The organism is Streptomyces sp. BF23-19, assembly GCF_041106355.1.
GTDB lineage: Bacteria > Actinomycetota > Actinomycetes > Streptomycetales > Streptomycetaceae > Streptomyces > Streptomyces virginiae_A.
Map to the genome: position 1 here is coordinate 1 of NZ_JBGBPT010000123.1, position 19,888 is coordinate 19,888.

A 19,888-nucleotide genomic window follows, 5' to 3' on the forward strand; every position below is an offset into this window, starting at 1 on the left:
GGGGGGCGGTGGCCGGGGCGGCGGGTGCGGCTCTGGCCCCCCGGCGGCGGGCGGCCCTCCCCCGGCCGGCCGGCGCGCCGGGGCCCGCCCAGGGGTGGCCCGCCCCCGGGAGGCCCACGGCCCCGTACCCCGGGGCCGGACCGTACGGCGGGCCCCCGGGTGGTCCGCGGCCCGCCGGGGGCGGGGAGGCGGACGGCTCCTGGGACGTGACCGTGACCGGCGTCCCGCCCTGGTCTCCCGGGTCGCCCAGGTCACCGAGGGCGTCCGGGCCGTCCAGGTCGCCGGGGCCGCCCCGCCGGGAACCCTTCACCCCGCCTCCCCCGCCGGGAGGTCCGCCGCCTCCGCCCAAGCCTCCGCACCCGCCGACGCCACCGCGCTGAGGCGGCGGCGCCGCCGCCGTGCGGAGCCGTCCTCCCCGCCCGCCCTGCCACCGTTGCGCGGGGCTCCGCCCAGTACCCCGTTCCTCGGACGGCACGGGAGCCGGCGCTTCCCCCGGTCGGCGCGACCGTTCAAGACGTGGGACGGGGGTCCTGGGGGCCGGGCCGGGAAGATACGGTGAGGGCACCATGAGCGCATCGCAGACCTCCGACGTCCCCACCCTCCTCGTCAAGATCTTCGGCAAGGACCGTCCCGGGATCACCGCCGGGCTGTTCGACACCCTCGCCGCCTACTCGGTCGACGTCGTCGACATCGAGCAGGTCGTCACCCGTGGCCGCATCGTCCTGTGCGCCCTCGTCACCAAGCCCGCCGGCGGAGCCGAGGGCGACCTGCGGGCCACCGTCCACAGCTGGGCCGAATCCCTCAAGATGCAGGCCGAGATCCTCTCCGGTACCGGTGACAACCGGCCGCGCGGCAGCGGTCGCTCGCACGTCACCGTGCTCGGGCACCCGCTCACCGCCGAGTCCACGGCCGCCATCGCGGCCCGGATCACCGCGACCGGCGGCAACATCGACCGTATCTTCCGCCTCGCCAAGTACCCGGTGACGGCGGTGGAGTTCGCCGTCTCCGGGGTCGAGACCGAGCCGCTGCGCACCGCGCTGGCCACCGCGTCCGCACACATCGGCGTGGACGTGGCCGTGGTCTCGGCCGGATTGCACCGCCGGGCGCAGCGCCTGGTCGTCATGGACGTGGACTCGACCCTCATCCAGGACGAGGTCATCGAACTGTTCGCCGCGCACGCCGGGTGCGAGGCCGAGGTCGCCGAGGTCACCGAACGGGCCATGCGCGGTGAGCTGGACTTCGAACAGTCGCTGCACGCCCGGGTGGCGCTGCTCGCGGGCCTGGACGCGTCGGTCGTGGACAAGGTCCGCGCCGAGGTGCAGCTGACCCCGGGCGCGCGGACCTTGATCCGTACGCTCAAGCGGCTCGGCTACCAGGTGGGTGTGGTCTCGGGCGGCTTCACGCAGGTGACGGACGATCTGCGGGAGCGGCTGGGGCTGGACTTCGCCTCCGCCAACACCCTGGAGATCGTCGACGGGAAGCTGACGGGCAAGGTCACCGGCGAGATCGTGGACCGGGCGGGCAAGGCCCGGCTGCTGCGTCGCTTCGCCGCGGAGGCCGACGTACCGCTGTCGCAGACGGTGGCGATCGGCGACGGCGCCAACGACCTGGACATGCTGAACGCGGCCGGGCTGGGCGTGGCCTTCAACGCCAAGCCGGTGGTCCGCGAGGCCGCGCACACCGCGGTGAACGTGCCCTTCCTCGACGCGGTGCTGTACCTGCTCGGGATCACCCGCGAGGAGATCGAGGCCGCCGACCTGGCCTGATCCCGAAGAGCGCGAACGGGCCCCGGCAGCCGATGCGGTTGCCGGGGCCCGTCGTCGTCCGGGCCCGCCGATGTCAGGGAGGCGGGCGGTGTACCGGGACGGCCGGTCAGAGGCCCTTGGGGGTCCAGTAGTCGAGCAGTGTGCCCACTCCGTGTTCCACGGACTTCCACGATCCGGTGAAGGAGACCACCGCGAGGGCCGCGGTCGGGAAACCCGTACGGGTCATGCGCGTCAGGGTCTCTCCCTCCGCGCGCGCCGAGAGGGCGTCGGCGAGGGCGTGCATGCCGGGGTTGTGCCCGATGACGAGGAGGTCGGAGACCTCGTCGGAGGTCTCGTTGAGCAGGGCGATGAGCTCGCCCAGCGAGGCGTCGTAGAGCCTCTCCTCGTAGTGGGTCTTCGGCCGGTGCGGCATCTCCTGGACGGCGAGCTTCCAGGTCTCGCGGGTGCGGGCCGCGGTGGAGCACAGGGCCAGGTCGAAGACGATGCCGGTTTCGGCGAGCTTCAGACCGACGGCCGGCGCGTCCTTGCGGCCTCGTTCCGCGAGCGGGCGATCGTGGTCGGACACCTCGGGCCAATCGGCCTTGGCGTGCCGGAGGAGGGCGATCCTGCGGGGTGTGTCGGCGCTCATGACTCCCAGCTTCGCACGAAACGAGCCACGGGGTGCAGGCTGTTGAGGGAGCGCGGGAGGTCAGCCGACGGCGCGCAGGAGCTGCTCGGCGACCTGGACCAGGCCCGAGGCCTCGCCGGTGGCCGCGTGGGCCTCACCGGAGCCGGCGAGGAGCAGCAGCAGGAGCCCGAAGGCGAGGGCGGGCAGGGCCAGTGCCCACCAGTGCAGTCGGGTGCCGACGGCGGTGGTGCGGGCCCGGGGGCCGGACGGGCCCGGCGGGAGGGGCCTGATGTGTGTGGGGGCCGACATGGCCGCCTCCGTGGGTGTGGACCGGACTGACTCGCTGCCTACGAATCTATGGATCCGGGGCAGCTGTTCCCATCCGGGGCACACCCCACTTCACCCTGAGCCTGACCCCCTAGGGGGTGGTGGGGTTAGCCCCCCTCCCCTGGGTTCGCCCTCACGGGGCCGCCGCGCTCAGGGGGAGGCGATCGTGGCGATGACGGAGATGATCACGGTCACGGCGAGGAACGCGCCGAGCACGAGGCCGAGCTTCTTGCGGCCGTTCTGCGGGTTCGGTTCAAGTACGGGCGACATGCCGGTCAGTCTCCCATGCCGCATTCGTCCTCGATCGTGCGGTCCCGTCCGGCGAGGACGCCCAGGACGATCTGCGGCAGGAGCAGTCCGGCCATCAGGGCGAGCGGCAGGTCCCAGCCTCCGCTGTGCTGGTAGAGGGCGCCGATGAGGAGGGGGCCGGGGATGGAGATGAGGTAGCCGGTGCTCTGGGCGAAGGCGGAGAGCTTGACCACGCCGGCCGGCGACTTGGCGCGCAGCCCTATGAGGGTGATGACGAGGGGGAAGGCGCAGTTGGAGATGCCGAGCAGCAGCGCCCAGGCCCAGGCGCCGGCGACGGGGGCGAAGTAGAGCCCGACGTAGCCGATGAGGCCGAAGAGGCCGAGGGTGACGGCGATGGCGCCCTGGTTCTTCATCCGGGCGGCGAGGCCGGGGATGACGAAGGCCAGCGGGACGCCCATGACCATGGTGACGGCGAGGAGCACTCCGGCGGTGGAGGCGGAGACCCCGGCGTCGCGGAAGATCTGCGGGAGCCAGCCCATGGTGATGTACGCCCCGGTGGCCTGGAGTCCGAAGTAGCAGGCCAGGGCCCAGGCGGTGCGGCTGCGGACGACCCGCGGGCCGGATCCCGGGGCGACGGGGCCGGCGGGGTCGGTGGCGGCCCCGGCCCGGTCGGCGCGCCGGGAGGCGCGGGCGACGGGCAGCCAGGGCAGTACGGCGAGCAGCGCGAGCACGGCCCAGACCAGCAGGCCGGTGCGCCAGCTGCCGCCGAGCGCGTCGGTCAGCGGGACGGTCGCGGCGGCGGCGAGGGAGGTACCGGCGGCCAGGGACATGGAGTAGAGGCCGATCATGGTGCCGACCCGGTCCGGGAAGTAGCGCTTGACGATCACCGGGAGCAGCACGTTGGTGAGGGCTATGCCGGCCAGCGACAGGGCGCTGGCGGCGAGGAAGCCGACGGCGCCGGTCGCGAAGGGACGGATCAGCAGGCCGGTGGCGATCGCGACCATGCCGGCGCAGACGACGGCGGCCGGGCCGAAGCGGCGGGAGAGCCGGGGTGCGGTGACGCCGAAGACGGCGAAGCAGAGGGCGGGGACGGAGGTGATCATTCCGGCGACCGTGCCGCTCATGCCGAGGCCCGTGCGGGTCTCCTCGAAGAGGGCGCCGAGGCTGGTGATGGCGGGCCGCAGGTTGAGGGCGGCCAGCACGATTCCGACGACGAGCACCGGGCCGAGCCAGCCGGGGGTGGCCTGGGCGGGGGTGAGAAGGGGCTGTTCGGGGGCGGTGCGCACGACCGGCGGGCGGTTCACGGTCCGGGTTTCTTCGTCGGGCATTCAACCATCATAGAATCATGGGATGATTGGTTGTCCAGTCGCTCGTCCAGTCGCTCGTGAAGTCGCTCTTGAGAGGAACCCATGCCGCTGACCTCGCCCCGGCGCTCCGCACTCGTCGATCAGGTGATCGCCCAGCTGCGGAACCAGATCACTTCCGGCGAGTGGCCGGTCGGCGCCCGCATCCCGACCGAGCCGGAGCTCGTCGAGCTGCTCGGGGTCGCCCGCAACACGGTGCGCGAGGCCGTTCGGGCACTGGCGCACAACGGGCTCCTCGACATCCGACAGGGCTCGGGAACGTACGTCATCGCCACCAGCGAGCTGGCCGGCGTGATGCACCGCCGCTTCGCCGGGGCCGAGCCGCGGCACATCGCCGAGCTGCGGTCGACGCTGGAGTCCTCGGCCGCCCGGCTGGCGGCGGAGCGGCGCACCGAGCGGGACCTCGTACAGCTGGACGCCCTGCTGGCGCGCCGCGAGGAGGCCTGGGCGAGCGGGGACGCGGAGGTGTTCGTGGCGGCGGACGTGAGTCTGCACATGGCGGTGGTGACCGCCTCGCACAACGACGTGCTGATCGAGCTGTACGCGGACCTCGGCGACCTGGTGGCCGACTGGCTGCGGGCGGACGTGGGGACCGAGCTGCACCCTTCCGCCCATCTGGACCACGCCCGACTGATCGAGGCGATCCGACGGGGCGACGGGGACGCGGCGGCCTCGGAGGCCGCGGGCTACCCCTTCGCCTGCCTCGGCAAGAACGGCAGGAACGGCGAGGCCGGCAAGCCCGCGGAGGACGCCCCGCTCACGGGCGCCGGTGGCTGACCCAGGCCGAGCGGACCTCTTTCCAGCAGCGGCCGACGAGCTCGGTCCGACCGGCCGGACCGATGGCCACGGCGACGCCGTCGCCGTCCACGTCCCACCAGCGGTCGCACTCGACGTGCAGCCGTACGAGGTCGGTCTCCGGGTAGGCGTTGTGGCAGTACGCCGACACCTGGGAGCCCTGGATCACGGTGTCGCAGTCGGCGCCGAAGAGTTCACCCCCTGCGGGCCGTGCGGGCTGCGCGGGGGGTTCGGCGGGGATGTCGGCGAGGTCCACGACGGCGGGGGCCACCGACTCGGGTCCGGGTGCGGGCTCCTCCCCCACGGGCTGCGCGGCGGCTCCCGGGACCAGGAGCCCGGTCAGGATCACGGACGTGACCAGCACGGATACCGCTCGGCTCGGTCTCGCGCGCACTCCTACCTCCTCCCCGCAGGAGCCGAGAAGATCCCGGCTCGGCCAGTTTGCAGGCATCTGTCCCGGTTTTCGACTTGGGAAGATCCGGTCGGCCGGTGAACATGCGATCGAACACGCCCCCCACGGAGCGCGAAAACGGCGGCGGCCGCGCCTCCCGGAAGGGAAGCGCGGCCGCCGCCGTACGAAGCGGGGGACCGATCGGGGATCAGGCACCCATCGCGTGCAGGCCGCCGTCCACGTGGACGATCTCGCCGGTGGTCTTCGGGAACCAGTCGGACAGCAGGGCCACGACGCCCTTGCCGGTCGGCTCCGGGTCGCTCATGTCCCAGTCCAGCATGGAGCGGGTGTTCCAGACCTCCGCCAGCTCGCCGAAGCCCGGGATGGACTTCGCGGCCATCGAGCCGATCGGACCGGCCGAGACCAGGTTGCAGCGGATGTTCTCCTTGCCCAGGTCGCGGGCGAGGTAGCGGCTGGTGGCCTCCAGGGCCGCCTTGGCCGGGCCCATCCAGTCGTACTGCGGCCAGGCGAACTGCGCGTCGAAGGTGAGGCCGACGATGGCCGCGCCCTCCGCCGGGAACAGCGGCTTGCAGGCCATGGCCAGCGACTTCAGCGAGAACGCCGAGACGTGCATGGCGGTGGCCACCGACTCGAACGGCGTGTTCAGGAAGTTGCCGCCGAGGGCGTCCTGCGGCGCGAAGCCGATGGAGTGGACGACGCCGTCGAGGCCGCCGAGCTCGTCCCGGACGAGGCCCTCCAGGCGTGCCAGGTGCTCGTCGTTGGTGACGTCGAGCTCGATCACCTTGACCGGCTTCGGCAGCTTCTTCGCGATGCGCTCGGTCAGCGACGGACGCGGCCACGCGGTGAGGATGACCTCGGCGCCCTGCTCCTGGGCCAGCCGGGCCGTGTGGAAGGCGATGGAGGACTCCATCAGCACCCCCGTGATGAGGATGCGCTTGCCCTCGAGAATTCCGCTCATGGTGATCAGTGACCCATGCCCAATCCGCCGTCAACGGGAATGACGGCTCCGGTGATGTACGCGGCGTCGTCGGACGCCAGGAAGCGGACGGCTGCCGCGATCTCCTCGGGCTGCGCGTAACGGCCGAGCGGCACCTGGCCCACGATGCCCGCGCGCTGCTCGTCGGTGAGCACCTTCGTCATGTCGGTGTCCACGAAACCGGGGGCGACCACGTTGAAGGTGATGTTGCGGGAACCCAGCTCGCGGGCGAGGGAGCGGGCGAAGCCCACCAGCGCGGCCTTGGAGGCGGCGTAGTTGGCCTGGCCGGCCGAGCCCAGGAGCCCGACGACGGAGGAGATCAGGACGACGCGGCCCTTCTTGGCCCGGAGCATGCCCCGGTTCGCGCGCTTGACCACCCGGAACGTGCCGGTGAGGTTGGTGTCGAGGACGGACGTGAAGTCCTCCTCGGACATGCGCATCAGCAGCGTGTCCTTGGTGATGCCCGCGTTGGCCACGAGCACCTCGACCGCGCCGTGCGCGTCCTCGATCTGCTTGTAGGCCTGCTCCACCTGCTCGGAGTCGGTGATGTCGCACCGCACCGCCAGGACACCGAGCGAGGTGAGCGCCTCCGGCGGCTCACCCGACCGGTACGTGATCGCGACCTTGTCGCCGGCCTCCGCGAAGGCTTGGGCGATGGCGAGGCCGATGCCCCGGTTTCCTCCGGTGACGAGAACCGAGCGGCTCAACGGATCACCCTTTCGCTAGCGGTCTGAATACCAAAAACCTATAGGTCGCATCGCTCGTACGGAGAATCGACCCCCGACAGGGCCTTGCGACCGGCTCTGTCGAATCCCTACAGAAAGATGTAGGCACAAGGGCCCTGATCGCGACATGATCGGGGCGACCGGCTCCGACCACGGGAGGACTTCCGTGCCCCATTCCATCGACGCGGCCTTCACCGCGCTGCCCCTGCGGGCGCTCGCCGACGCGGCGCTCGCCCGGGCCCGCGCGCTGGGCGCCGAGCATGCCGACTTCCGGCTGGAGCGGATCCGCAGCGCCTCCTGGCGCCTGCGGGACGCCAAGCCTGCCGGTGGTTCCGACACCACCGATCTCGGGTACGCGGTCCGGGTCGTGCACGGGGGCAGCTGGGGATTCGCCTCCGGTGTGGACCTGACCATGGACGCCGCCGCCAAGGTGGCCTCGCAGGCCGTGGCCATGGCGAAGCTGTCCGCCCAGGTGATCAAGGCCGCGGGGTCGGACGAGCGCGTGGAGCTCGCCGACGAACCGGTGCACGCCGACCGGACGTGGATCTCCGCGTACGACGTGAACCCCTTCGAGGTACCGGACGCGGAGAAGGCGGCGCTGCTCGCCGACTGGAGCGCGCGCCTGCTGGCGGCCGACGGGGTGGCCCACGTGGACGCCTCGCTGCTCGCCGTCCACGAGAACAAGTTCTACGCGGACACCGCGGGCACCTCGACCACGCAGCAGCGCGTCCGGATCCACCCGCAGCTCACCGCCGTCGCCGTGAACGGCACCACCGGCGAGTTCGACTCGATGCGCACCATCGCCCCGCCGGCCGGCCGGGGCTGGGAGTACCTCACCGGCACCGGCTGGGACTGGAACTCCGAGCTGGAGCAGATCCCCGGCCTGCTCGCCGAGAAGATGCGGGCGCCGAGCGTGGAGGCCGGCCGCTACGACCTGGTGGTGGACCCGTCCAACCTGTGGCTCACCATCCACGAGTCCATCGGCCACGCCACCGAGCTGGACCGGGCGCTGGGCTACGAGGCGGCGTACGCGGGGACCTCCTTCGCCACCTTCGACCAGCTGGGCAAGCTCAAGTACGGCTCCTCGATCATGAACGTGACCGGTGACCGCACCGCCGAGCACGGGCTGGCCACCGTCGGCTTCGACGACGAGGGCGTCCAGGCGCAGAGCTGGGACCTGGTCAAGGACGGCACCCTGGTCGGTTACCAGCTGGACCGGCGGATCGCGAAGCTGACCGACCTCGGGCGCTCCAACGGCTGCGCCTTCGCCGACTCCCCCGGGCACGTGCCCGTCCAGCGGATGGCGAACGTCTCCCTCCAGCCGGATCCGGGCGGGCTCTCGACCGAGGACCTGATCGGCGGGGTGGAGCGCGGGATCTACGTGGTCGGCGACCGCTCCTGGTCGATCGACATGCAGCGCTACAACTTCCAGTTCACCGGGCAGCGGTTCTTCCGGATCGAGAACGGCAAGCTGGCCGGGCAACTGCGCGATGTCGCGTACCAGGCCACCACCACCGATTTCTGGGGCTCGATGGAGAAGGTCGGCGGCCCGCAGACCTACGTCCTGGGCGGCGCCTTCAACTGCGGCAAGGCCCAGCCGGGCCAGGTGGCGGCGGTCTCGCACGGCTGCCCGTCCGCGCTGTTCCGCGACGTGAACATCCTGAACACCACGCAGGAGGCCGGGCGATGAGCTCGACGAACCGCATCACCAAGCCCCACGAGATCATCGAGCGGGCCCTGGAGCTGTCCACCGCCGACGGCTGCGTCGTCATCGCCGACGAGGGGTCGAGCGCCAATCTGCGCTGGGCGGGCAACGCCCTGACGACGAACGGCGTGACCCGCTCCCGGACCCTGACGGTCATCGCCACGGTCGACGGCAAGGAGGGCACGGCCTCGGGGGTCGTCTCGCGCTCCGCCGTGACCGCGGACGACCTGGAGCCGCTGGTCCGGGCCGCCGAGGCGGCCGCCCGCGGGGCCGGCCCGGCCGAGGACGCCCAGCAGCTGATCACCGGCACCCCGGCCTCGCCGGACTTCACCGACGCCCCGGCCGAGACGAGCTCGGCGGTCTTCGCGGACTTCGCCCCGGCCCTCGGCGAGGCCTTCGCCCGGGCCCGCGAGGGCGGCCGGGAGCTGTACGGCTTCGCCAACCACGAGCTGGTCTCCACGTACGTCGGCACCTCCACGGGCCTGCGGCTGCGCCACGACCAGCCGAACGGCACCCTGGAGCTCAACGCGAAGTCCCCGGACCGGCAGCGCTCCGCCTGGGCGGGCCGCTCCACCCGGGACTTCAAGGACGTGGACCCGACCGTGCTGGACGCGGAGCTGGCCGTGCGCCTCGGCTGGGCGGAGCGGAAGATCGACCTGCCCGCGGGCCGGTACGAGACCCTGCTGCCGCCGACCGCCGTGGCGGACCTGCTGATCTACCAGATGTGGTCGGCGGCGGCCCGGGACGCGGTGGAGGGCCGTACGGTCTTCTCCAAGCCCGGTGGTGGCACCCGGCTGGGCGAGAAGCTGTCCGATCTGCCGCTCTCCCTGCGCAGCGACCCGAACGCGCCGGGCCTGGAGTCCGCGCCGTTCGTGATCGCGCACAGCTCCGGCGACGACGCCTCGGTGTTCGACAACGGTCTGCCGGTCCCGGCGACCGAGTGGATCGCGGACGGTCACCTGAACCGGCTGAGCACGACCCGGCACACGGCGGGCCTGACCGGGATGCAGCTCTCCCCCGGCTTCGGGAACCTGATCCTGGACGCGGGCGGCGAGAAGTCCCTCGACGAGATGGTCGCGGCCACCGAGCGGGGTCTGCTGCTGACCTGCCTCTGGTACATCCGCGAGGTGGACCCGGCGACCCTGCTGCTGACGGGCCTGACCCGGGACGGCGTCTACCTGGTGGAGAACGGGCAGGTCGTCGGCGAGGTCAACAACTTCCGGTTCAACGAGTCCCCCGTGGACCTGCTCTCGCGGGCCTCGGAGGCCGGCCGGACCGAGAAGACCCTGCCGCGCGAGTGGAGCGACTGGTTCACGCGCGCCGCGATGCCGGCGCTGCGTATCCCGGATTTCAACATGAGTTCGGTGAGCAAGGGCGTCTGACCACCTAGAATGTGCGGGTAGACCCCTCATCCACATCCCTACTCACTCCATCTCTCAAGGAGAGTCACGACCGTGACTGACATCGTCGACGAACTGAAGTGGCGCGGGCTCTTCGCCCAGTCCACCGACGAAGAAGCGCTGCGCAAGGCCTTCGCGGACGGTCCGGTCACCTTCTATTGCGGCTTCGACCCGACCGCGGCCTCGCTGCACGTGGGGCACCTGGTCCAGGTGCTCACCGTGCGCCGGCTCCAGCAGGCCGGTCACCGGCCGCTGGCGCTGGTCGGCGGGGCCACGGGGCAGATCGGCGACCCGCGACCGACGGCCGAGCGGACCCTGAACGACCCGGAGACCGTCGCGAACTGGGTGACGCGGCTGCGCACCCAGATCGAGCCGTTCCTGTCCTTCGAGGGCGAGAACGCGGCGCTGATGGTGAACAACCTGGACTGGACGGCGGGCCTGTCCGCCATCGAGTTCCTGCGGGACATCGGCAAGCACTTCCGCGTCAACAAGATGCTGACGAAGGACTCGGTCGCCAAGCGGCTCGACTCCGACCAGGGCATCAGCTACACCGAGTTCAGCTACCAGCTGCTCCAGGGCATGGACTTCCTGGAGCTGTACCGGCGCTACGGCTGCGTGCTCCAGCAGGGCGGCTCCGACCAGTGGGGCAACCTGACGGCCGGGCTCGACCTGATCCACCGGGTCGAGCCGGGCGCGGTCGTGCACGCGCTGGCGACCCCGCTGATGGTCAAGGCGGACGGCACCAAGTTCGGCAAGTCCGAGAGCGGCGCCGTATGGCTCGACCCGGAGATGACCACGCCGTACGCGTTCTACCAGTTCTGGCTGAATGTGGACGACCGGGACATCTCCACCTACATGCGGATCCTGTCCTTCAAGTCCCGTGAGGAGCTGGAGGCGCTGGAGGCGCAGACCGCCGAGCGGCCGCAGGCGCGCGCCGCCCAGCGGGCGCTGGCCGAGGAGCTGACCGCGCTCGTGCACGGCGCCGACCAGTGCGCCGCCGTGATCGCCGCGTCGAAGGCACTGTTCGGGCAGGGCGACCTGGCGGAGCTGGACGAGGCCACGCTGGCCGCGGCCCTGTCCGAGCTGCCGCACGCCCAGGTGACGGAGCCCGGCCTCGTCGTGGACATGCTCGCGGAGACCGGCCTGGTCGCGAGCAAGTCGGCCGGCCGCCGGACCGTGAAGGAGGGCGGCGCCTACGTGAACAACGCGAAGGTCACCGCCGAGGATGCGGTCCCCGCCAAGGAGGACCTGCTGCACGGGCGCTGGCTGGTGCTGCGTCGGGGCAAGAAGAACCTGGCCGCGGTGGAGGTCACCGGCGCCTGACGCGTCGTAGGGCGCGCGGCAGCACGGCAGAACACGGCGGAGGGGCCGGTTCGGACTCTTGGTCCGGGCCGGCCCCTTCGTCGTGACCCGCGGTGCGTCAGGTCGTCTGCCGCTTGCCCTTGATCGCTCCGTACGCCATCTCGCCGAGCGCGACGATGACGACCGCACCGACGATCTGCAGCAGGTGTCGGGTCCAGTCGATGCCCTTGGTCTCGCCGACACCGATCCAGGTGGCCACCGCGTTGCCGAGGACGGCGCCGGCGATGCCGAAGAGGGTGGTCAGCCACAGCGGCTGGTGCTGCTTGCCCGGCAGGATGGCCTTGGCTATCAGCCCCAGCACGAAACCGACGATGATCGCCCACAACCAACCCATGTCGAGCCTCCTCCTGGCGCGTTGTGCGCACGTGGGCCCAGTTTCGACCCATCCGGCGTACCGCGCATTTCGGACAGCTCCGTACGGGGGTCCCCCCTCTCCTCACGGCAGGAGGGCGGGCGTACCGTGGGAGGGGTCCGGGCCGGGAGTGCCCGGCGGGCGATCGGGTGGTGGAGCGTGGAGCGGACGAAGCGGCAGAAGCGGAACGGGGCCGAGGTCTTCCGGATCACCGGCGCGCGGATGGGTCTCGCCGAGGACGTGCGGGGCCGTCAGCGCCGGTACGTGATCTCGATGACGATCAGGACGCTTTCGGTCATCGCGACCGTGCTGTTGTGGAACGTGCAGCGCCCGGTGGCCATCGTGACGCTCGTCGCCGGCGCCCTGCTCCCGTACGTGGCCGTGGTCATCGCCAACGCCGGACGCGAGTCGACGCCCTCGCTTCCCTCGCACTTCGTTCCGGCTCCCGTACGACCGGCGCTGGACGCGGAAAACCTCAAGAAAAGCTCAGATCAATCATGAAGTTCCGGTGCACTCCACCGGGTCCTGCGTGACATACTGCTCACGCGCTCCGCATCCCCCGTCGGAGCGACGGACCGACGCCGGGCAGCTCCCCCCGTGGCTGCTCGGCGTCGCCATTCCGTTCTAATGTGGGGCCGTGACTTCCTCCAACGCCTCCGGCCCCGACGAGAATCCCACCTGCTCCGCCAAGGGCTGCCGTGACGCGGCCGTGTGGGTCCTGGCGTGGAACAACCCGACGCTGCACACGCCGGAACGGCGCAAGACCTGGCTGGCGTGCGAGGAGCACCGCGAACACCTCTCCCAGTTCCTGGGGGTCCGCGGTTTCCTCAAGGACGTCGTGAAGCTGGACGAGTGGGTGCAGCCGGAGGGCTCGGAACGCCCCCGCTGACCGCGCCCGCGTCCCGGGCGGGTCAGCCGCCGATCGCGGACATCGGGCGGTCGGGCTGCAGGAAGGACGGGTCGTCGAGACCGGACCCGGCCTTCTTGCCCCACATCGCGACCTTCCACAGCCGGGCGATCTCCTCGTCCGGGGCGCCCGAGCGCAGGGCCGCGCGCAGGTCCGACTCCTCGGTCGCGAACAGGCACGTACGCACCTGGCCGTCGGCCGTGAGCCGGGTACGGTCGCAGGCGCCGCAGAACGGGCGGGTGACCGAGGCGATGACGCCGACGGTGGCCGGGCCGCCGTCGACCACCCAGCGCTCGGCCGGGGCGGAGCCGCGTTCGACGGCGCCTTCCTCGGTGAGCGTGAAGCGGGTGCGCAGGGACTCCAGGATGTCCCCGGCGGTGATCATGCCGTCGCGCTTCCAGCCGTGCTGGGCGTCGAGCGGCATCTGCTCGATGAAGCGGAGCTCGTACTCGTTCTCCACGGCCCAGGCCAGCAGGTCGGGGGCCTCGTCGTCGTTGAGGCCGGGCATGAGGACGGCGTTGACCTTGACGGGGGTGAGGCCGGCCTCGCGGGCGGCGGCCATGCCCTCGATGACGTCCTTGTGCCGGTCGCGGCGGGTGAGGGTCTTGAAGACCTCGGGCCGCAGGGTGTCCAGGGACACGTTCACCCGGTCCAGACCGGCGGCCTTCAGGGCCTGCGCGGTGCGCTTGAGGCCGATGCCGTTGGTGGTGAGCGACATCTTGGGGCGGGGCTCCAGGGCCGCGCACCGCTCGACGATCCCGACCAGGCCGGGCCGTAGCAGCGGCTCACCGCCGGTGAAGCGGACCTCGGTGATCCCCAGCTGCGTGACCGCGATGCGGATCAGCCGGACGATCTCGTCGTCACTGAGCAGGTCCGACTTGCCGAGCCACTGCAGCCCCTCTTCGGGCATGCAGTAGGTGCAGCGCAGATTGCACCGGTCGGTCAGTGAGACGCGCAGGTCAGTGGCCACGCGGCCATAGGTGTCGAGAAGCACTGTGGGCCCCCTCCCCTGTCCGGAAGTAGAGGTACGCGCGGACATTGGATCTACTTCACGCGTTCTATTTCGAGACTACGTGACGCTTGTGTCATCGAGAGGTGCCCAAATGAACGAGACGTGACGTGGCCGCGTCGTAGGGACCTACCACGCGGCCACGCTGGGTGTTCGGACGATGTCAGTGCGCCCCGGTTCCGGTGAGGGAGCGCACCTCCAGCTCGGCGAACTTCTGGGGGTCGGCCTCCTCCTTGGTGAGGACGGTTCCCAGCCACCCCAGGAGGAAGCCGAGGGGGATCGAGATGATCCCCGGGTTCTCCAGCGGGAACCAGAAGAAGTCGGCGTCCTTGAACATCGAGGTGGGCTTTCCGGACACGACCGGGGAGAACAGCACCAGGCCGACGGCCGAGATCAGCCCGCCGTAGATGGACCAGAGAGCGCCCTGGGTGGTGAAGCGCTTCCAGAAGAGGCTGTAGAGGATGGTCGGCAGGTTCGCGGAGGCGGCGACCGCGAAGGCGAGCGCGACCAGGCCGGCCACGTTCAGGTCGCGGGCCAACGCGCCCAGGCCGATGGCCACCGCGCCGATGACGACGGTGGACCAGCGGGCCGCGCGCATCTCCTCCTTCTCCGTGGCCTTGCCCCTGCGGATCACGTTCACGTACAGGTCGTGCGCGAAGGACGAGGAGGAGGCGAGGGTGAGGCCCGCGACGACGGCCAGAATGGTGGCGAAGGCCACGGCGGAGATCACGGCGAGCAGGATGGCGCCGCCGGTGGAGTCGGGGCCGCCGCCGACGGCCTGGGCGAGCAGCGGAGCGGCGGTGTTGCCGGCCTTGTTGGACTTGATGATCTCGGCTCGGTCGAGCAGTGCCGCGGCACCGAAACCGAGGGCGATCGTCATCAGGTAGAAGCCGCCGATGATGCCGATGGCCCACAGGACGGACTTACGGGCGGCCTGCGCGGTGGGCACCGTGTAGAAGCGGATCAGGATGTGCGGCAGGCCGGCGGTGCCGAGGACGAGGGCCAGGCCCAGCGAGATGAAGTCCAGCTTGGAGGTCGAGTCCTTGCCGTACTTGAGCCCGGGTTCGAGGAACTTCGCCCCCTGTCCGCTGTTCTCGGCGGCCTTGCCGAGCAGGTCGGAGATGTTGAAGTTGAACTTCACCAGCACCAGCAAGGTGATCAGCAGGGCGCCCGCGATCAGCAGCACCGCCTTGATCATCTGGACCCAGGTGGTGCCCTTCATGCCGCCGATGGTCACGTAGACGATCATCAGGACGCCGACCAGGGCGACCACGGCCACCTTGCCGCCGTCGCTGGTGATGCCCAGGAGCAGCGAGACGAGCACACCGGCGCCGGCCATCTGGGCGAGCAGGTAGAAGATCGAGACCACGATGGTGGAGGTGCCTGCGGCGGTACGGACGGGCCGCTGGCGCATCCGGTACGCGAGGACGTCGCCCATCGTGTAGCGGCCGGAGTTGCGCAGCGGCTCGGCGACGAGCAGCAGGGCGACCAGCCAGGCGACGAGGAAGCCGATGGAGTAGAGGAAGCCGTCGTAGCCGAAGAGGGCGATGGCTCCGGCGATCCCGAGGAAGGACGCGGCCGACATGTAGTCGCCGGAGATGGCGAGGCCGTTCTGGAAGCCGGTGAACTGGCGGCCGCCCGCGTAGAAGTCGGCGGCGCCCTTGGTCTGACGGCCGGCCCAGACGGTGATGATCAGGGTGGCGACGACGAACAGCCCGAACAGGGTGATGATCAGCGGGCGGTGCTCGGAGGCTCCCGCGGCGACCGTCGTCAGGTGGTGCGCGCTGCTCATTCGGCGGCCTCCATCCGCGCCTTGATGGCCTCCGCCTTGGGGTCGAGCTTCGTGGCCGCGTACCGGGCGTAGAACCAGGCGATCAGGAAGGTCGTCGCGAACTGGGCGAGGCCGAGCACGAGGGCGACGTTGATGTTGCCGAAGAGCTTGGTCCCCATGAAGCCGCCCGCGTAGTTGGACAGCAGGACGTAGAGCAGGTACCAGGCGATGAAGGCCACGGTGAGCGGGAAGGCGAAGGAGCGGTAGGAGCTGCGCAGTTCGCCGAATTCCGCGCTCTGCTGGACGCTCGTGTAGTCATCGGCCGTGGGGGCCGCCGGTGGCGTTCCCGCGCTGCCCGGCGGCGGCGCTGCTTCGGTGGTCACGGGGGGCTCTCCTTGTGACGCGGGTGCGGTGGGGACGACGGACAAAACAACCTCCGTGTGGGGGGACGGTGGTGCCGATCCCCCCTGTCAACGGCACGGACGGCGCGTCGGGACGGTTCAACACCCGGTGATTCTTGGGGAACTGATTTCTCGAACTGATGGCGTAGAGGGGAACGGCGACGCTAGGTTCGCTTGTCATGAACCCGTCCGACGCGATCGCGTCCGGACGGCTTTTTCCCATTCCGAGATGATCTGGAGAACCCATGGATCAGCTGGGGTCGCGTGCGCCCAAGAAGCGCAGCCGTGCTCTCGCCGTACCGGTAGGCCTGGCGCTCACCGCCTCGCTCGCCTTCCTGCCCGTGGTCTCGGCCTCGGCCGCCCCGCTGGGCACCACGGCCGACGCGGCGCCGGCGTCGAAGGCCGACACCTCCGGCCCCAAGCTGTCGTACGTGGCCAACCTGAACGCGTACGCCACGATGAAGGCGGCGAAGAAGGCCGTCGAGCGGGCCGGCGGAACGGTGGTGACGGCCTATGAGCAGATCGGGGTCGTGGTCGCACACTCCCAGAACCCGGACTTCGCCGAGCAGCTGCGTGCCCAGCGCGGCCTGTTCGTGTCGGTCGGGGCCACCCGGACGGCCCCGATGACGGCGGCGCGGACCACCGACGAGGGCGCGACCCAGCAGCTGAGCGCGGCGGACGCCGCCAAGGCGGCGGCAGTGGCCCAGGAGGGTCAGGAGCCGCTGGAGCCCAACCAGTGGGACCTGCGGACGATCAAGGCCGACAAGGCTCACAAGATCAACGATGGCAGCCGGAACGTCACCGTGGGCATCATCGACACGGGTGTCGACGACACCCACCCCGATCTCGCCCCGAACTTCTCCAAGAGCCAGTCGGCCAACTGCGTGGGTGGCGTCGCCGACACCACCGAGGGCGCCTGGCGCCCGTACGCCGACGGCAGCGACCACGGCACGCACGTCGCCGGCACCATCGGAGCCGCGCGCAACGGCATCGGCGTCAGCGGTGTCGCGCCGGGCGTGAAGATCGCCGCGATCAAGGTGAGCGAGCCCGGGACCAGCCTCTTCTACACCGAGTCGGTCGTCTGCGGCTTCATGTTCGCCGCCGAGAAGGGGATCGAGGTGACCAACAACAGCTACTACGTCGACCCGTGGCTCTTCAACTGCAAGACCGACGACGACCAGAAGGCGCTGGTGGAGGCCATCGGCCGGGCCACCAAGTACGCCGAGCGCAAGGGCACGCTCCACATCGCCTCGGCCGGCAACTCCGACCAGGATCTCGCGGCCGACTCCCTCGTCGACGACACCAGCCCCGACGACGCCACCCCGGTGCCGCGCACCATCGACCCGAAGGTCTGCCTGGACCTGCCCACGCAGCTGCCGGGTGTGGTGACCGTCTCGGCGACCGGCGACAAGGGCCTGCGCTCGTACTACTCCAGCTACGGCCTCGGGGTCGTGGACGTCGCCGCCCCCGGCGGTGACAAGTGGCAGGTCCCCGACACCCCGGACGCCAACGGGCGCGTGCTGTCGACCGTCCCGGGCGGGGGCTACGGCTACAAGCAGGGCACCTCGATGGCCGCCCCGCACGTCGCGGGCGTCGCGGCGCTCCTCAAGAGCGCCCACCCGTCGGCCACGCCCTCGCAGCTCCAGGCGATGCTGAAGGCCCAGTCCACGAAGGCGGCCTGCCCGACGCAGATATACGACGCCGCGGGCACCCTGATCGACGCCACCACCTGCGCGAGCAAGTGGGGTCAGACGGGCTACTACGGCTACGGCGTGATCGACGCGCTCAAGGCCGTGAAGTAGGACCGGTCGCACGGACACGGATGAAAGGGGCCGGGCCGGGCGGGGTGATCCCCCGCCCGGCCCGGCCCTTTCGTTCCGCCGGTCAGGGCTTGATCATGACCTTGAGGGCGCTGCGGTCGTCCATCGCCCGGTAGCCGTCCGGGACCTCGTCCAGGGACACGGTCCGGTCGAAGACGGGCGCCGGGTCGATCACGCCGCTGAGGACGTCCTTCAGCAGCTCCGGGATGTAGGCGCGGACCGGGGCCACGCCACCGCGCAGGGTGATGTTGCGGTCGAACATGACGCCGAGGTCGAGGCCGGTGCCGCTGCCGTGCGGGACGCCGACGTAGCCGATGGCCCCGCCGTCGCGGGTGATGTTCACGGCGGTGCGCATGGACTGCTCGGTGCCGACCGCCTCGATGACGGCGTGCGCGCCCCGGCCGCCGAGGAGCTCGCGCACGGCCGCCTCGGCGGCCTCGCCGCGCTCGGCGACGACGTCGGTGGCCCCGAAGAGCTTGGCGATGTCCGTACGTACGGTGTGGCGGCCCAGCGCGATGATCCGCTCGGCGCCCAGGCGCTTGGCGGCGAGGACGCCGCACAGGCCGACCGCGCCGTCGCCGACGACGGCGACCGTGGAGCCCTCGCGGACGCCGGCGCCCAGCGCCGCGTGGTGGCCGGTGCCCATGACGTCGGACAGCGCGAGCAGCCCGGTCAGCAGGTGGTCGTCGGAGACGGCCTCGGCGGGCAGCTTCACCAGGGTGCCGTCGGCGTGCGGGACGCGGACGGCCTCGCCCTGGCCTCCGTCGTGGCCGACCGAGCCCCAGAAGCCGCCGTGCTCGCAGGAGGTGAAGAGGCCCTCGGCGCAGTACTCGCAGGTGCCGTCGGACCACATGAAGGGCGCGACGACGAGGTCGCCGGCGCGCAGGTCGGTGACGGCGGAGCCGGTCTCCTCGACGATGCCGAGGAACTCGTGGCCGATGCGCTGGCCGGGCTGACGCGCGGCCTCGCCGCGGTAGGCCCACAGGTCGCTGCCGCAGATACAGGCACGCAGGACGCGGACGACGGCGTCCTCGGGGCGCTGGATCGCAGCGTCGGGCACCTCCTCCACGCGTATGTCGTGCGGGGCGTGGATGACGGTGGCGCGCATGGTGGTGCAGTCCTCCGGATCGGGATCGTTCAGTCTTGTACGACTGTGGAACCGTCCTACCGTACGCCTGCTTCCCGAGTGGTCGAACCGGTGGCCAGGAGGTACTGGGCGGCCAGGTAGGTGGCCATGATCCAGAAGTCCGGGCGGGGCAGCTGGGGCCATTCGGCGACACCGGTGGCGATGAGGGTGTCGGAGAGCAGGAACAGCGCGCCGCCGATGCCGGCCCGCAGGCCGAGCGCGCCGGCGCGGAACGCCATGGCGGTGAGCAGCAGGCTGTAGCCGGCCACGGGGATCCGCAGGTCGGCCGGCAGATCGGACCACAGCAGGGCGACGGTCCCGAGGAGGGCGAGCAGGTACGCGCCCCCGAGCAGCGGGTTCGCGGGCCGCTTGCCGAAGAGGACGAGGTAGCAGACGTGCCCGACGGCGAAGGAGCCCATGCCGACGAGGAAGGCGATGTCGGCGTCGAAGAGCAGGGCCAGGTCCCCGCCCCAGCCGAACAGCAGGGCGGCGAGCAGCAGACGGGGCGCGCCGCGGGTGGCCATGTGGGTCACGAGCAACGGCATCAGCAGCGGCTTGGCGATGACGTGCCCGAGGTGCCAGCCGGCCAGCAGCGAGCCGAGGTCGACGGCGGCGGCCACGGCGAAGGCCACGAGGGCGACGTGCCCGAGGCGCGACCGGCCGGCCGGTGCCTGGTCCGCGGCCCAGGCGGGGGCGGGTCGGCCCGGGGACTCGGCGGTGCTCACGCGGTGGTCTCCTGTACGGTCGGGGCGGCGTCGGCGGCCGCGGCGGCGGTCACCGGGGCGGACGCGGGCGCGGACCGGGGTGCGGACTC

The 19,888-nt window shown here is 71.3% G+C and carries 21 protein-coding genes and 1 pseudogene; 8 read left to right on the forward strand and 14 right to left on the reverse strand.

The features are described from left to right. Positions 1 to 310 (reverse strand): annotated as a pseudogene (locus AB8A24_RS40000) (FHA domain-containing protein); the annotation flags it as partial. Positions 311 to 566: 256 nt separating this feature from the next. Here AB8A24_RS40000 and serB point away from each other — a divergent pair. Continuing rightward, entirely contained in the window at positions 567 to 1,766 is a 1,200-nt protein-coding gene (gene serB / locus AB8A24_RS40005) for a phosphoserine phosphatase SerB (RefSeq protein ID WP_030012237.1), read from the forward strand. Between the two features lie 106 nt (positions 1,767 to 1,872). Here serB and AB8A24_RS40010 read toward each other — a convergent pair whose 3' ends face one another. The 4 genes from AB8A24_RS40010 to AB8A24_RS40025 all read right to left on the reverse strand — a co-directional run bounded on the left by AB8A24_RS40010 (position 1,873) and on the right by AB8A24_RS40025 (position 4,277). After that, positions 1,873 to 2,394 (reverse strand): histidine phosphatase family protein, encoded by a 522-nt coding sequence (locus tag AB8A24_RS40010; RefSeq protein ID WP_328963857.1) that lies wholly within the window; start codon positions 2,392 to 2,394, stop codon positions 1,873 to 1,875. A 60-nt stretch (positions 2,395 to 2,454) separates the two neighbouring features. Beyond that, entirely contained in the window at positions 2,455 to 2,682 is a 228-nt protein-coding gene (locus AB8A24_RS40015; protein WP_328963856.1) for a hypothetical protein, read from the reverse strand. A gap of 168 nt (positions 2,683 to 2,850) precedes the next feature. After that, entirely contained in the window at positions 2,851 to 2,970 is a 120-nt protein-coding gene (locus AB8A24_RS40020) for an SGM_5486 family transporter-associated protein (protein ID WP_252120216.1), read from the reverse strand. A 5-nt stretch (positions 2,971 to 2,975) separates the two neighbouring features. Continuing rightward, a complete protein-coding gene (locus AB8A24_RS40025; protein ID WP_369478964.1) occupies positions 2,976 to 4,277 on the reverse strand; it encodes a CynX/NimT family MFS transporter in 1,302 nt (433 codons plus the stop codon). A gap of 81 nt (positions 4,278 to 4,358) precedes the next feature. Here AB8A24_RS40025 and AB8A24_RS40030 point away from each other — a divergent pair, with 81 nt between their 5' ends. Continuing rightward, complete coding sequence (locus tag AB8A24_RS40030) at positions 4,359 to 5,090, forward strand: FadR/GntR family transcriptional regulator (protein ID WP_369478965.1); 732 nt, start codon at positions 4,359 to 4,361, stop codon at positions 5,088 to 5,090. Here the strand turns inward: AB8A24_RS40030 and AB8A24_RS40035 are convergent. From AB8A24_RS40035 to fabG, 3 genes are all read right to left on the reverse strand, one after another. After that, complete coding sequence (locus tag AB8A24_RS40035; protein ID WP_266389994.1) at positions 5,071 to 5,502, reverse strand: hypothetical protein; 432 nt, start codon at positions 5,500 to 5,502, stop codon at positions 5,071 to 5,073. The two genes, AB8A24_RS40030 and AB8A24_RS40035, sit on opposite strands and share 20 nt — an antisense overlap. Before the next feature lie 205 nt (positions 5,503 to 5,707). Continuing rightward, the gene (gene fabI, locus AB8A24_RS40040; protein WP_030720134.1) at positions 5,708 to 6,478 is read right to left on the reverse strand and encodes an enoyl-ACP reductase FabI; all 771 of its coding nucleotides are present in this window, start codon (positions 6,476 to 6,478) and stop codon (positions 5,708 to 5,710) included. 5 nt (positions 6,479 to 6,483) lie between these two features. After that, positions 6,484 to 7,203 (reverse strand): 3-oxoacyl-[acyl-carrier-protein] reductase, encoded by a 720-nt coding sequence (gene fabG / locus AB8A24_RS40045; protein ID WP_266389999.1) that lies wholly within the window; start codon positions 7,201 to 7,203, stop codon positions 6,484 to 6,486. 184 nt (positions 7,204 to 7,387) lie between these two features. On the opposite strand from fabG, the gene AB8A24_RS40050 reads away from it, so the two are divergent. From AB8A24_RS40050 to tyrS, 3 genes are all read left to right on the forward strand, one after another. Continuing rightward, positions 7,388 to 8,911, forward strand: a complete 1,524-nt coding sequence (locus tag AB8A24_RS40050) for a TldD/PmbA family protein (RefSeq protein WP_266390001.1) — start codon at positions 7,388 to 7,390, stop codon at positions 8,909 to 8,911. After that, positions 8,908 to 10,308 carry a metallopeptidase TldD-related protein gene (locus AB8A24_RS40055; protein ID WP_369478966.1) on the forward strand — a complete coding sequence of 467 codons (1,401 nt, stop codon included), beginning with the start codon at positions 8,908 to 8,910 and terminating at the stop codon, positions 10,306 to 10,308. The genes AB8A24_RS40050 and AB8A24_RS40055 overlap by 4 nt, the downstream gene beginning before the upstream one ends. A 72-nt stretch (positions 10,309 to 10,380) precedes the next feature. Then, positions 10,381 to 11,649 carry a tyrosine--tRNA ligase gene (gene tyrS, locus AB8A24_RS40060; RefSeq protein WP_266390005.1) on the forward strand — a complete coding sequence of 423 codons (1,269 nt, stop codon included), beginning with the start codon at positions 10,381 to 10,383 and terminating at the stop codon, positions 11,647 to 11,649. A 97-nt stretch (positions 11,650 to 11,746) separates the two neighbouring features. Here the strand turns inward: tyrS and AB8A24_RS40065 are convergent, their stop codons facing one another. Then, positions 11,747 to 12,022, reverse strand: a complete 276-nt coding sequence (locus AB8A24_RS40065) for a GlsB/YeaQ/YmgE family stress response membrane protein (RefSeq protein ID WP_030720149.1) — start codon at positions 12,020 to 12,022, stop codon at positions 11,747 to 11,749. A 240-nt stretch (positions 12,023 to 12,262) separates the two neighbouring features. Between AB8A24_RS40065 and AB8A24_RS40070 the strand changes: the two genes are divergently transcribed. Together AB8A24_RS40070 and AB8A24_RS40075 are read left to right on the forward strand one after the other, a co-directional pair. Beyond that, complete coding sequence (locus AB8A24_RS40070; RefSeq protein ID WP_266392723.1) at positions 12,263 to 12,541, forward strand: DUF3099 domain-containing protein; 279 nt, start codon at positions 12,263 to 12,265, stop codon at positions 12,539 to 12,541. Between the two features lie 136 nt (positions 12,542 to 12,677). Then, positions 12,678 to 12,929: a hypothetical protein gene (locus AB8A24_RS40075; RefSeq protein WP_030720155.1), complete on the forward strand. Its 252-nt coding sequence runs from the start codon at positions 12,678 to 12,680 to the stop codon at positions 12,927 to 12,929. Positions 12,930 to 12,951: 22 nt separating this feature from the next. Here the strand turns inward: AB8A24_RS40075 and moaA are convergent, their stop codons facing one another. From moaA to AB8A24_RS40090, 3 genes are all read right to left on the reverse strand, one after another. Continuing rightward, entirely contained in the window at positions 12,952 to 13,941 is a 990-nt protein-coding gene (gene moaA, locus AB8A24_RS40080) for a GTP 3',8-cyclase MoaA (RefSeq protein WP_030010460.1), read from the reverse strand. Positions 13,942 to 14,119: 178 nt separating this feature from the next. Further along, positions 14,120 to 15,748 (reverse strand): cation acetate symporter, encoded by a 1,629-nt coding sequence (locus AB8A24_RS40085; RefSeq protein WP_328963852.1) that lies wholly within the window; start codon positions 15,746 to 15,748, stop codon positions 14,120 to 14,122. Further along, on the reverse strand, positions 15,745 to 16,110 hold the full coding sequence (locus AB8A24_RS40090; protein WP_030720164.1) for a DUF485 domain-containing protein: 366 nt from the start codon (positions 16,108 to 16,110) through the stop codon (positions 15,745 to 15,747). The genes AB8A24_RS40085 and AB8A24_RS40090 overlap by 4 nt, the downstream gene beginning before the upstream one ends. A gap of 263 nt (positions 16,111 to 16,373) precedes the next feature. On the opposite strand from AB8A24_RS40090, the gene AB8A24_RS40095 reads away from it, so the two are divergent. After that, positions 16,374 to 17,930, forward strand: coding sequence for a S8 family serine peptidase (locus tag AB8A24_RS40095; RefSeq protein ID WP_328963851.1), 1,557 nt, complete (start codon positions 16,374 to 16,376; stop codon positions 17,928 to 17,930). Positions 17,931 to 18,012: 82 nt separating this feature from the next. On the opposite strand, the gene AB8A24_RS40100 is transcribed toward AB8A24_RS40095, so the two are convergent. Both AB8A24_RS40100 and AB8A24_RS40105 read right to left on the reverse strand, forming a co-directional pair. Continuing rightward, the gene (locus AB8A24_RS40100; RefSeq protein ID WP_266390030.1) at positions 18,013 to 19,056 is read right to left on the reverse strand and encodes a zinc-dependent alcohol dehydrogenase family protein; all 1,044 of its coding nucleotides are present in this window, start codon (positions 19,054 to 19,056) and stop codon (positions 18,013 to 18,015) included. A gap of 56 nt (positions 19,057 to 19,112) precedes the next feature. After that, on the reverse strand, positions 19,113 to 19,706 hold the full coding sequence (locus AB8A24_RS40105; RefSeq protein ID WP_328966037.1) for a lysoplasmalogenase: 594 nt from the start codon (positions 19,704 to 19,706) through the stop codon (positions 19,113 to 19,115). Positions 19,707 to 19,888: the final 182 nt, after the last annotated feature.